This is a genomic window from Photorhabdus namnaonensis (assembly GCF_001684335.1).
GTDB classification, from domain to species: domain Bacteria; phylum Pseudomonadota; class Gammaproteobacteria; order Enterobacterales; family Enterobacteriaceae; genus Photorhabdus; species Photorhabdus namnaonensis.
On record NZ_LOIC01000005.1, the window covers coordinates 1 to 13,398 of the forward strand.

11 protein-coding genes are annotated in these 13,398 nt (G+C 40.8%); 4 read left to right on the plus strand and 7 right to left on the minus strand.

Features of this window, described 5'->3' with window-relative positions; all coding sequences use genetic code 11:
- Nucleotides 1–206 precede the first annotated feature (206 nt).
- Nucleotides 207–437, plus strand: a complete 231-nt coding sequence (locus Phpb_RS00415) for a hypothetical protein (protein ID WP_065388688.1) — start codon at nucleotides 207–209, stop codon at nucleotides 435–437.
- Nucleotides 438–637: 200 nt separating this feature from the next.
- On the opposite strand, the gene Phpb_RS00420 is transcribed toward Phpb_RS00415, so the two are convergent.
- The gene (locus tag Phpb_RS00420; protein WP_065388689.1) at nucleotides 638–862 is read right to left on the minus strand and encodes a hypothetical protein; all 225 of its coding nucleotides are present in this window, start codon (nucleotides 860–862) and stop codon (nucleotides 638–640) included.
- Nucleotides 863–1,333: 471 nt separating this feature from the next.
- Here Phpb_RS00420 and Phpb_RS00425 point away from each other — a divergent pair, with 471 nt between their 5' ends.
- The 3 genes from Phpb_RS00425 (at nucleotide 1,334) to sbcB (ending at nucleotide 3,552) form a co-directional block, all read left to right on the plus strand.
- A complete protein-coding gene (locus tag Phpb_RS00425) occupies nucleotides 1,334–1,663 on the plus strand; it encodes a type II toxin-antitoxin system RelE/ParE family toxin (protein ID WP_065388690.1) in 330 nt (109 codons plus the stop codon).
- A complete protein-coding gene (locus Phpb_RS00430) occupies nucleotides 1,653–1,961 on the plus strand; it encodes a helix-turn-helix domain-containing protein (protein WP_065388691.1) in 309 nt (102 codons plus the stop codon). The genes Phpb_RS00425 and Phpb_RS00430 overlap by 11 nt, the downstream gene beginning before the upstream one ends.
- Before the next feature lie 160 nt (nucleotides 1,962–2,121).
- On the plus strand, nucleotides 2,122–3,552 hold the full coding sequence (gene sbcB, locus Phpb_RS00435; protein WP_065388692.1) for an exodeoxyribonuclease I: 1,431 nt from the start codon (nucleotides 2,122–2,124) through the stop codon (nucleotides 3,550–3,552).
- A 50-nt stretch (nucleotides 3,553–3,602) separates the two neighbouring features.
- Here sbcB and dld read toward each other — a convergent pair whose 3' ends face one another.
- From dld to Phpb_RS00465, 6 genes are all read right to left on the minus strand, one after another.
- Nucleotides 3,603–5,318, minus strand: a complete 1,716-nt coding sequence (dld, locus tag Phpb_RS00440) for a D-lactate dehydrogenase (protein WP_065388693.1) — start codon at nucleotides 5,316–5,318, stop codon at nucleotides 3,603–3,605.
- A gap of 193 nt (nucleotides 5,319–5,511) precedes the next feature.
- Nucleotides 5,512–6,894, minus strand: a complete 1,383-nt coding sequence (locus Phpb_RS00445; protein WP_065388694.1) for an APC family permease — start codon at nucleotides 6,892–6,894, stop codon at nucleotides 5,512–5,514.
- A gap of 595 nt (nucleotides 6,895–7,489) precedes the next feature.
- Entirely contained in the window at nucleotides 7,490–9,457 is a 1,968-nt protein-coding gene (locus Phpb_RS00450; protein ID WP_065388695.1) for a ligand-gated channel protein, read from the minus strand.
- 874 nt (nucleotides 9,458–10,331) lie between these two features.
- Nucleotides 10,332–11,132 carry an ABC transporter ATP-binding protein gene (locus Phpb_RS00455; protein WP_046394920.1) on the minus strand — a complete coding sequence of 267 codons (801 nt, stop codon included), beginning with the start codon at nucleotides 11,130–11,132 and terminating at the stop codon, nucleotides 10,332–10,334.
- The gene (locus tag Phpb_RS00460) at nucleotides 11,129–12,208 is read right to left on the minus strand and encodes a FecCD family ABC transporter permease (RefSeq protein ID WP_065388696.1); all 1,080 of its coding nucleotides are present in this window, start codon (nucleotides 12,206–12,208) and stop codon (nucleotides 11,129–11,131) included. The genes Phpb_RS00455 and Phpb_RS00460 overlap by 4 nt, the downstream gene beginning before the upstream one ends.
- 24 nt (nucleotides 12,209–12,232) lie before the next feature.
- Complete coding sequence (locus Phpb_RS00465; RefSeq protein ID WP_065388697.1) at nucleotides 12,233–13,366, minus strand: ABC transporter substrate-binding protein; 1,134 nt, start codon at nucleotides 13,364–13,366, stop codon at nucleotides 12,233–12,235.
- Nucleotides 13,367–13,398: the final 32 nt, after the last annotated feature.

The window sequence follows — 13,398 nt, forward strand, 5'->3', positions numbered from 1 at the left end:
ATGTTGATGCCTTTTTGGCATCGTTTTCATCACAGCAAAAGCCAGGAAGACAAAAAATGAGTGTAGCACTATTATGAAATCTTATTTAAATAAATGTTCAAAATGACTATATTTGTGATACCCATCTTAATAATAAAATAAAAAAATCCTTATTGCTGAAACATAATTAAAATTGACGAAAAATATAACTATGATTAGGTTAAGTGATGAAAAAAATTCCTTTTGATTTGAATGGTTACGAAATCTCTTTTGGCCATGCACGCAAGACAAGAATTCCAATTATAAAAATAACCCACCCCAAAAATGGGATTTCTATTAAACCATTTTATAGCGTCAATAGAACAAATTTACTTGAGAGAATTCAATATGAAACTGGTTTAAGTGAACAATATATTGAATCTATCAATGAACATTTTCAAGAAATTAATTATCCTTAATAAAGATAAATATATTCTAATTATTATATACCCTGTTTGCTGGTAAAATTGCCTAAACAATTCATCAGCAAACTAGTAAAAGGTATTTATAGACTTCCTGTGATAATACCATTGATAATAAGAAAGCCCTCCCTGAAAAATGTACTTATTAGTCGAATCCACCTTGGTAAAGAATAACTATTCTATTTACTAATTATAACCTATTGGAATAATATGTATTTTTCTTTTATTTTTTCCGTTATATAGTAAAAAAACGCAGAAAGCGCCAAGCATATACCTGCAACTATCACATACTGATATCTATTTTCCAATGTTGACATCAAGGTAAAATAAACTAATCCTATAACTGAAAATACACTCACCGCACCAATTATCCCTTGGATTATATGCATCACGATTTTCATTAATATACTTACTATCTTCATTGATCTAACCCTACAGAGAATTCATCAAATATTTCATTAAATAAATTAAATTTGACATATTCACCTCGTTTATTTTTTCAATACTTCGATGCATACTGCGGTTGGCAGGTCAATATTGTCAAGGGTAAATGGTCTTAAAACACACAATTTCTTATTCCAAGTACTCAAAATGTTAATAACCAATTTCCGATCATGGAGCAAAAAGTAAGAAAATATGTACACAATAGTACTATGATAAATACCAAAATGTTTTGCAATCAGTTTAGCGCCAAGAGTACCTGACAGGAAATACTCAGCAACCTGAATCCTAGAGGCAACGGGATATTTTTCTTCATAGAACAGCCCCCTTAAGTCAGTAATCTGGCGTCCAACTTTTAGGATACAATTCAATAGGACAAGGAACCGTCACATATACCTGCTTCACATTAGCAAAGCATTGCAAAAACATAACAAATTTGTTATTTTTGGCTCATGAAATATACTATTGATTACTATAGCACCGAGATGGAGAATGAGATCCTTGCTCTCCCTGACACACTTCAAGCCCGTTACATCAGGTATTCCGAAAGAATGCGAGAACATGGCGCCAACCTCGGAGAACCACACACAGAAGCATTTGGTAATGAGTTGTTTGAACTCAGACTCAAAGGGGCTGAAGGGATTGCTCGCGTGTTCTATTGCACAATGGTTGGTCACCGTATAGTGATGTTGCACAGTTTCGTGAAGAAAACGCAAAAGACCCCACTTAAAGAACGCAGGAAAGCCGAAATCAGAATGAAAGAGGTAAAAAATGACTGGTAAATATACCCCTCCAACTATGACACACGATGAAATGGTTGCAAAAATGCTGTCAAATCCGGCTGTAAAAGCTGAATACGAGAAACTGGAACAAGAATTTGCATTGCTTGATGAGCTGCTAGCTGCACGCAAAAAAGCCGGGCTAACACAAGCGCAAGTAGCTGAACGCATGGGAACCAAAGCAACGGCCATCACACGGCTTGAAAGTGGACTAGCTTCTGGTACACAAGGACCTTCGTATAATACATTGAAAAAATATGCAGCAGCTGTCGGTAAAAAATTACAGATACGTCTAGTATGACTTTGTAATCTGATAGATGCCTGTATAAATAACCAGACACTATCAGACCTGAATTAACACTAAATAATAAATTACCATTTTATTTGGACATTAAAGCTGATTAAAACCAAACTACGCGGTAAAAAGATAATTAATCAACAACCTTGGACATTGAACAACAGTGAAAAATAGCAGCGAACAACCCACTTTCTACATTCATGACTACGAAACTTTTGGTCAACATCCGGCCTTGGACAGACCGGCTCAATTTGCTGGTGTTCGTACTGATATGGATTTCAATATTATTGAAGAGCCATTAGTTATTTACTGTTCACCCGCTGATGATTACCTTCCACAACCAGAAGCTGTCATGATTACCGGCATTACTCCGCAAATTGCCTTAGAAAAAGGGGTCAATGAAGCGGAATTTGCCCGCCAGATTCATAATGTATTCAGTGTACCGAACAGTTGTATCCTCGGTTATAACAATATTCGGTTTGATGATGAAGTCAGCCGGAATATCTTTTACCGTAATTTTTATGATCCATACGCTTATAGTTGGCAAAAAGGTAATTCCCGTTGGGATTTGCTTGATGTATTGCGTGCCTGTTATGCCTTGCGCCCCGAAGGTATTGTCTGGCCAGAGAATGAAGATGGTCTACCTAGCTTTAAGTTAGAACATCTGACTAAGGCAAATGGCGTTGAACATTCACATGCTCACGATGCTATGTCCGATGTCTACGCCACGATCGCAATGGCAAAATTACTCAAAGAAGTACAGCCAAAGATGTTCAATTATTTCTTTCAGTTAAGAAATAAGCAGAAAATTAGCGCCCTCATCGATATCCCCCAAATGAAACCGCTGGTTCATGTTTCCGGGATGTTTGGCGCTGCTCGCAGCAACCTCAGTTTAGTTGCGCCTCTTGCCTGGCATCCAGTAAACCAGAATGCGGTTATTATGTGCGATTTAGCTGGAGATATTTCACCATTACTGGAATTGGACGCAGATACATTACGTGAACGTCTATATACCCGCCATGACGAATTGCAGCCAGATCAATCACCAGTCCCTATAAAACTGGTTCATATTAATAAGTGCCCGATAATCGCCCCCGATAATACTTTGCGAACAGAAGACGCTGAACGTATTGGATTAGATCGTAATCACTGCGAAAAAAATCTGGCTATTCTACGGAATAATCCACAAATCAGAGAAAAAGTTGTAGAGCTGTTTGCAGAGGCCGAACCTTTCCCTGAATCCGATAATGTTGACGCTAGACTGTATGACGGCTTCTTTAGTAGTGCCGATAAAGCAGCAATGAATATTATCCGTGAGACTCTGCCTCAGAATTTACCGGCACTCGATTTGACTTTTCAGGACCCACGTATTAAAACGCTGTTATTCCGCTACCGTGCCAAAAACTATCCCGCTACTCTAACTTACGATGAACAACAGCACTGGTTACGTCATCGTCAAGATATCTTAACTCAGGATAAACTGAATGAATATTTCTTTATAATTGAACAACTCTTCATTGAACACCAAGGTAATGAAGAAAAATGCCGCCAACTTAAAGCACTCATGGAGTATGCAGCCAAATTAGTTGGATAATTAGATAAATGAAACGGCGAGTCATATATACTCGCCTGAGAATATTGACATTAAGATCCCTCGCCCCAATTTTTCAGCTTGGATGTTTTTCCAATTCCTGGGTTGAGAGTGTTAGTGGGATCAGTCATCCGATAAAAAGCCTTAAGTTGGGGTTTAGCTTGATATACATGCCCCACATTATGCTCTGCCGGGTATTCCGCCCCTCGTTTATCAAGCAGTTCTATCATTCTTTCTTTCAATGCCTGTACATCTACCCCCTTTTTCACAATGTAATCCTGATGGAATACGTAGCACATAAAATGTCCACAATAAAGTCTGTGAACCAATACATCATCAAACTCTGGGGGTAATTGTTCAAACCATTCACGATCATTACGGCGTAGAGCGATATCAAGTGACAGGATATTCTCTACTGTGTTGCTATGCACCGCTTGATAACGGATCGCTGAGCCGCCAGCAGAAAAACGATGCAAGAACGCTTTAGCCCCTTCCTCCGGTGTACAAGCAAAGAAATCGCCTTCTACCTTACTAAAATATTTTTCCAACCAGCTTCTGGCTTCCTCAACCCCATCACCGGACATCTTTAATATCAAATGGTGCTCAAAACGATTACGATATTCTTTCAAACGCTTAGGCAAGTGGGAAGGAAGTAAGCGACTTAATCCCTGCATAATACGATCGACAAGATTGGTAGGCAAAAATGGGACCCGGTTGAAAATAGCGTCCATTTTCCCTTTTAAAGTAAAATAAGCCGGCATTTTATCGGTACCAAGCTTATCAATCATGATGAAAGTATCTTTACCGTAAGTTTCCGCAATATCGAAAATATCCCGGTGCATATATTCACCCGCCACCGGTAAATTATGAAAATTTGCTAATATATGGCGACGTAATTCCGTCAATACGCCAGTTTGGTTGGTACCGATATAAAATACTTGAGACAAGGGTTCTGCCGAAAAAGTATCGAGCCGGACTGCAAACACAACCAGCTTACCCGCACAACCTGAGGCCTCGAATAAACGGCGTTCGTCAGAATTGAAACGAGATGGAGTATCAGCATCTACGTCACGCACTCGTTGGGCATATTCATGATCAGATGCTTTACGCTGCCCCTGTTCAACATCCTGATCACTGTAACGCTGTTCTTCCAGACAAGTGAGGATCTCTTCTGGCGTTTCTCCCAAATAGATACCCAGATGATTAATCAACTCTGGCTTACCGCGCTCATTAACTCGTCCATACAATGCCATTTCGGTATAAGCCGGCCCACGATGAACTAAAGAACCTCCTGAGTTATTACAGATGCCCCCAACCACGGAAGCGCCAATGCAGGAAGAACCGATAACTGAATGAGGTTCACGCCCCAGAGGCTTGAGCGCACGTTCAAGTTGCCATAATGTACTGCCCGGTAACGCAACTACCTGATCACACGATTTTAAAACCTGAATTTTATTCATGCGCAACGTGCTAATGATCACGATGTCACGATCGTAATCCTTGCCATTCGGAGTAGAACCTTCGGTTACCCCCGTGTTGGCCGCTTGCATTAAGATGATTTTATCTGCTTCAACACAGACCTTAAACACACGCCACTGTTCCACTAGTGAACCAGGAAATACGACAGCTAAAGCGTCTCCCTGGCCGGAGCGAAAACCTTTACGATAACGTTCAGTTTTATGGGGGGCAGTCAGGATATGAGATTTACCGACAATATTGGTCAGGGTAGTAATGAATTGTTGATTTTGAGAGGTTTCTGTACCATTCATAGTCTCTTCCTTAATAATAATCACCTCTCAGAGCATAGATTGTTTTTCTCCGTTTACCGTTGAAATTTTTCTTATCTGTAAGCTACCTCGCTGTTTTTTTTCCTAAGCACCCTTTTCTTCACTATTACGGTAAATTGGCAACATAGGAAAAATAATGGCGCCAAATTCGGCGCCATTATTCTTTTACTCGATATTAAACCATTTCAGAGCATTGCGGCATCGGCTGACGGAAGCGACGGGTCAGGAATACCATGTAAATCAGACCAATTGCTCCCCAAGTTAGCCCCAACTCCATAGAACTTTGTTCCAGATTCATCCACAGTACACTAACAGTACAAGCACCTATTATAGGTAATACTAAGAAATTAATTGTATCTTTTAATGTACGGTTACGACGTTCACGGATATAGAATTGAGAAATGACTGACAAGTTTACAAAGGTAAACGCTATCAACGCGCCAAAGTTAATCAGAGCTGTCGCAGTCACCAGATCAAAGGTAATCGCAGATAACCCTATAATACCTACCAGCGACACGTTGATTACCGGAGTTCGCCATTTTGGATGCACATAGCCAAATACTTTCTCAGGAAACACGCCATCACGCCCCATAACATAGAGCAGACGGGAAACCCCTGCGTGAGCCGCCATACCAGAAGCTAAAACGGTGACACAAGAGAACACCAAGATAATGGCTTGGAACAGAGTACCCGCTACATACAGCATAATTTCTGGCTGAGATTCATCCGGGTTCTTGAACCGAGAGATATCCGGAAAATAGAGCTGCAAGAAATAAGAAACCGCAATAAAGATGACACCACCGATTAATACCGTCAGGAAAATCGCTTTCGGGATCACCTTACCAGCATTCGGTGTCTCTTCGGACAACGAGCTAATGCCATCAAACCCCAGGAATGAAAAGCACAAAATCGTGGCCCCAGTAATCATCGGGATTAAATTGGCATCCTCAGAAACGAATGGTTTCGCACTCCATAAAGTTCCCGCGCCTTCCCCGTTGTACACACCGTGGATCAGTAAGCCCACAAATACAACCATAATGGCAACCTGAACAATCACAATACCTGTGTTGAGATTAGCAACAACGTTAATGCCACGCAGGTTAAAAGCTGTCATCAGTAATGCGAAACCCACGACGAAGATCCACGGATCCACGCTAGGAAAAATGGCCTGAAGATAAATTTTCGCTAACAAGACATTAATCATCGGCATGAACATATAGTCCAATAGCGATGACCAACCCACCATAAAGCCAACATGCGGACTAATGGATTTTTGTGCATAAGTATATGCAGATCCGGCGGATGGGAAACGTTTTACCAATTTCCCGTAGCTCAAGGCAGTAAACAAAATCGCGATCAAAGCAATAGCGTAGGATGTCGGTACGTGACCGTCGGTCAAACCAGAAACAATGCCGAAAGTATCAAAGATGGTCATAGGTTGCAGATAAGCAAGACCCATCATCACCACCTGAATCAAAGTCAGTGTTTTTCTGAGTTGAACACGATTGTTCGCACCAGTCTGGTTGGTGCCTAGTGGGATTACAGTATTATGCGACATGAGCGAAACCTCCCATAACTTCGATTCGCGTTATGACACTACTTAATCGACAGTTACTGGGAAGACTTCGCTTCTGCCTATAGGCAGGAGAGTTAGAGGCTGGATTATACGCAGAGCGCAACGCTCCGTAGTCATCAATGCAGCAGCATGTACCGATTGGTACAAGTGCGAAAGAGAATAATTGCTCCATATTAGCGTTCCTCATTACGGCAACCGATCCTCGTTACGGTTGCTCGTGGGCCAATTATCTATCCGGCTCAGAGTCCGGCCTCTGGTATAGTAAAAAATAAGTCAAAGCAAAAAAAATAACCGACACATAATAAACGCATCAGTTATTCTCTAGTGGGCGAATTCTGCACTTGAAGACCTGAAATAGCAATACTCGCCGCACCAAAAGTTCATTATTTTTTACCACACTCATTGATAGCGCTATGGAGCTTAGCGGTGTCATATACATTTCTTTGACATGGGCTAAGTTTTAACACAACACAAAACGGATTGCTATTCAGTTTTTACCGGTATAAGTAAAAAACAAAAATCCCCTCTGTCAGCAACAAACAAAGAGGATTATGACGCTGTTAGTTAGAACACGTTATTAAAAGTCGTAATTGATACCAATGTTATAGCGGCGACCATCCAGTTGTGCCCCATAATTCTCACTGGTCACACGTTTGTCAAATACGTTATACACGCCGCCCAATACACGCAAATCTTTGGACAAATTATAAACAGCACCTATATCCACAAAGGCATAAGACGGCGTTCCTTCACTCATTCTTTCACCACGATCTAAATAATCTGAAGTTTTACCACGGAAATTAACTCGAGTCCAAGTTTGTATTTCGGGTAAGGCTTGCCAATTCAGAGTCGCATTCACCATATGTTTAGGCATTTTATTCAAAGGTTTTCCTTTGTTTTTCCCACTCTTCTGTTCTGAATCGGTGTAAGTGTAGTTTGCAGCCAATGACCAGTTTTCAACGATATCCCAATTCATTGTCGCTTCTACACCACGAATATTAGCTTTTTGTACATTTATACGTTCACTGATAAATGTATATACATGCGGGTCTGTTCCGACAGTGCAAGGTTTTGAACTCCCCCTACTACAAGCTGTGACTTCTGTAATTTTATCTTTAAAATCAGTATTAAATACAGTCAGCCCAACATTAAAATTGTCCCGATTGTTCCAGATAACACTAATTTCTTCATTGACACTTTTCTCTGGTTTCAAATCCGGGTTACCCAGAATAATACCATTTCCAACATAACCACCTGTTTGCTGCCCCCAATCCGCCGAAATATAACGCAAATCCGGAGAACGGTAACCAGTAGATACACCACCTTTAATTGTCCATTGTTCATCTACATGCCACACACCATATAAGCGTGGAGTCCAATGACTACCAAAATTCTCGTCTTTATCCATACGGATACCACCAGTCAAGGAAAAGTCATTGGTCATCTGCCACTCATCCTCAGCAAACAATGCCCAACTCCAGCGAGTCAATTTATCCAAGCCATTAGTAGAAGCTAGTCTATTATCACCACCATGTAAGTTCTCATAACGATATTGTCCCCCGATACTCACAGTATGATCATCTAATAACTGAAAGACGGTTTGGTTATTAAACACCGTATCTCTATACCTCATATCACGCCCAGGGTTACGTGAATCATCATGTTGAATATATGAAGTCATGGTGCCGAAATCATAAATACCATTATGCGTAATAGAATAGTTATTACGATCATAATCATTTTTCGAGTCACTATAACGAGACGATTTTCCTTTAATAGCGTTACGCTTCTGCTCATAACGACCCGCTTCAAAATCAAAAGTATTCTTATCATCAGGTGTCAGAGAAAGAGTTGCTGAACCGTTACGCATTTCTTGCTCGCTAAAACCATCAATAAATTTATCTTCGTTGCGGTGAGAATATAGACCAGTGACTTTCAAGCCGAGTAAACCATCAACAACTGGACCTGCTGAATAAACACTGCTCTGATAACTGTTACCAGAATTTTTACTTTCAGTTAATGTCGTATCGGTACGGAAATTGGTTTTCCACTCTTTCTGAACTTTACGGGTGATCACGTTAATCACCCCGCCCATCGCATCAGAGCCATAGAGGGAAGACATAGGACCACGCACCACCTCGATACGTTCTATCGCGGCCAACGGTGGCAACCAACCCTGCTCAATACCCGAATTATCACTGTTTGGACGAGTACCACGGGTATCAACGCGCTTACCATCGATCAGAATCATAGTATATTGAGACGTCATACCACGAATGCTAATATCACTGTAACTACCACCCCCTGTAACAACAACCCCCGGTACATCTTTCAATGCATCAGTCACATCACGATAAGCCTTAGTTTCCAATTGCTCACGGCTCACCACAGAAATAGACGCTGGCGCATCTTCAATTTTCTGTTGAAAGCCTGCCGCTGTAGTCACAACAATAGTGTCATTATTGCTACCAACCGCAAAGACTGAGCTAGATGAAATTGCAGCAATAACACCTAACGTGATTTTTCTTTTATTAAAAACACCCATTCTCGATTCTCCAAGAGATATAATTTCACTTTATTCATCTATAAAAATGGATAATCAACATGTGCTCAAATAACGAGGATAAAATATTCACCTCTGTGTGGTTTTATTATTTTTTTAGTTTGCTTATATCTTATTAACTTATTCCATTTACTATCCTTTGCGGTTAAAGAGTCAATCTCTGCATTAGCCAGACAAAAACTGTAGCTTTCAAATACAGTTAGCTTTTAAACACACAGTAATATAAGGTAAATAAACCACTCCCCATGTACGATGATGCACATTCTGATCTTTGTGCGCATTCCACGTCTATGCTTTATTAAAAATATAATTTAAACAATAAGTTAAAATTAATCTTCAATCTTTATCTTTAAAATCAATACCTGTAAAATATCCCTCCGATAACTGTGCTTAATTCCTTACCATGTCACAAAACCGTATTAATATCATAAACTACCCAAGATAATAATATTACAACAATATGTTTCCCGTGATACCAACACTATTGCGTGATATTGATCACTGAGATTCAGCTCACTAAGTAGCTCATTTAATAAAAATGAACAATCAGCATATGCTAAGATAACATGAATAAAATATTTATCCCTGTGTAGTTCTATTAGTTTACTGACATCTTATTACCATAAAGTATAAAAATATATTTTTATTGGCTATAATAATCTATCTTATTAAATCATTTTATTTACTACCCTTTACAATAAAGAGAGGCGCTCGGCATTAGTCAGACAAAAAATGTCGCTTTTAAGACATCCTAGTATAAGAAAAATAGATCATTCCCCCACGTACAACTATGTACATTCCGTTTTTGTGCGCAATTTATGCCATATTTTGTAAAAAATATCATTTAAATAACAAGTCAAAATGAATTCTCACTCACTAACTTTGAAACCAATCCATCAACTAATACCTGAGGAATACCCTGAGAACAACGTTCAATTCTGCCTTTGACACCATAAACCTGTGCCAGACTCTCTGACGTAATAACTTGCTCTGGAGTTCCTTCTGCAATTAAATGACCTTTTTGCAACATTAATACATGGTCACCATGACGCAATGCGATATTAATGTCATGAACAACAACCACCGTAATAATATTCCGCCGATACGTTTCTTGCGCCACCAACGCCATTACATGATATTGATAATTTAAATCCAACGCACTAAGCGGTTCATCTAACAATAATAACGTTGGCTTACGAATTAACGATTGAGCCAATCCGACCAACTGTTTTTGACCGCCAGATAACTGATCTAAATAACATAACGCCAGATGTTCAATCCCCAACTGACGTAATAACGACATCACCTCTTCTTCACTGGTTTCAGAATGACGCCATCCGGATGCCCGTTGAGCAACGATAATCGATTCTAGTACATGCAAATGAACACCAGCAGGTAAACTCTGTGGTAAATAAACCACATTTTCCGATCGCTGGGCAAAACTCATCTGCATCAAATCTTGACCATCAAGCCAAAGTTGACCTGTTGCACGATTTAAACCAGCCAAAGAACGCAGAAGTGTTGATTTACCGCTACCATTTGGCCCCAACAGTACCGTAATTTTCCCTCGCGGCAATGGAGCAACATTCAGGTTTTCAATAACCGAATGTTTCGGATAACCCGCAAAAAAATTGCTAATGGTTAATCCCGGGCTCATATATTCCCCCTATGACGTAAAATTATGCTAAGGAAGAATGGAACCCCAACTAACGCAGTAACGATCCCAACCGGAATAACAACACCCGGGATAAGATTCTTCGAGGCAATGGACGCCATAGAGAGCACCAATGCACCAATTAGGGCACTGGCTGGCAAATAGAAACGATGATCTTCACCAAACATCATACGGGCAATATGTGGCGCAATTAAACCGACAAAGGCAATTGGCCCAACGAATGCAACGGCTAAAGCGGTAAGAATACTGATACGCAATAATGTCCCCAAGCGCAGACGATGAACATTGATACCAAAACTGATTGCACGATCTTCACCCAAGCGCAGCGCTGTCAGTCTCCAGGAATTCATCATTGAAATAGGAAAAACAGCGGTAAACACCAACAACATAACACCCAATTTTATCCAGGTCGCTCTGGCAAGACTACCCATTGTCCAGAGTACTAACCCCTGAAGGGTATCTTCCGTTGCGATAAATTGCATCATGGAAACCAATGCTTCAAAGGTAAAGACCAGTGCAATACCAAACAATACTACCCCAGACGTAGCAACGCGGGTCAAACGAGTAATCGTATCCAGCACCAATGCGGCCAACAAAGCGAAAATGAAAGCATTCGCAGAGATGAACCATTGATCAGGCACGCCAGGAATACCAATACCAGATACAATCGCCAACGCAGCACCAAATGCAGCCGCCTGAGCAACCCCTAAAGTAGAGGGACTGGCTAATGGGTTATTTAAGATCGTCTGCATTTCCGCGCCAGCCAGCCCAAGAGACAGGCCAATCACTACCGCCATCAGGGCGTAGGGTAAACGGATATCCCAAACAATTACCCGCGTACCCGCGTCCACACTCTCTGGCGACACTAAAGTCTGCCAGAGAGATGACAAAGATAAACCTGATGGCCCTATCGTAAAATCTAATACCAATGACACACCAATAATCAGCACGATGAATACCATCATCACAATACGGCGGCGTAAAATATATCGGTAATGGACTTTTACACTGCTGTCATCTAATTGTTGTTTCACCATTGGCTCAGTAGTGGCGCTCATTATTCCCGTTACCTGACTTACCAATTATTTCTCACTGATCCAGTAAACCCCTGATGGATCAACCGCCAGGAATTTACTGTGTAATTCATTCAGTGTCTTTTGCGGATCTAAATCTGCAAATTGCTTAGGATAGAACCATTTAGCAAATACTTGAGTCGCGACCACATTATATGGAGAGTTGTAGTAATTATGCCAAATCGCATAATCTCTGCCCTCTTTGACCGCAGTCAACGAGCTAATACCTTTACGTTCAGTCATTTGCTTCAGACTGGCTTTTGCTAATTCAGGCGTAGATTGCGCTCCCAGTTTTACACCAGGTTCATTACTGTCTGGCGCTTTTGCACCACTAGCAATGTAAATATAAGGGTCAACTGCAATAATTTTTTCGAGGTTCATATTACCAAGTACGCCTGGCAGAACACCTTTAGCGATGTTTTTACCACCAGCCAAATCGATAAAGTTACCCATATTACCGTCACCGGCAGTTGCACAGCAGTCTTCAAAAGCACCCGCTCTCAAATCGATAAATACTGTTGGTTTTTTCTCTTCCGGGATTTTATTAGTGATGTCAGTCACCAGTTTTACATTTTTTTCGTAAAAATCAGCATATTCCGCCGCTTGTTTTTCACGATTTAGTACTTTACCTAGCATATGAATGCTCGGCAGCGTATTCTTTAACGGCTCAGTACGAAAATCGACAAATACAACCGGAACACCTGCCTTTTCAAGTTGAGCGACCAATTCGCTGTCTTTACCAGGACCATGACCAGACAAACCAAAAATAGCGATATCCGGGTTGAGAGTTAATACTTTTTCAGAGCTGACACTATCAGCACTGGTATTACCAATCAAAGGAACCTTGTCAATTTCAGGGAATTTAGCTTTATAGACAGCATAAGACTGTGGGTCCAATTTGCGGAAATCACCTTGCCAACCTGCGATACGGGCCAGTGGTTTATCGCCTTCAAGTAAAGCGATAGCGTGGAACAAACGGCCCTCGCCCAACAAAACACGATTTACATTCTCAGGAACTTCAACCGTGCGACCAACTATGTCGGTGACCGTTTCAGCCCATGATGCGAAGCTTGCCATGACTGCCGAACCCGCTAACAGGCCGACACTGATACTCTTTGCTACAGATCGAGATATAAATTTCATTTTGCTAGCCCTTTGATATTAATAATTATGGC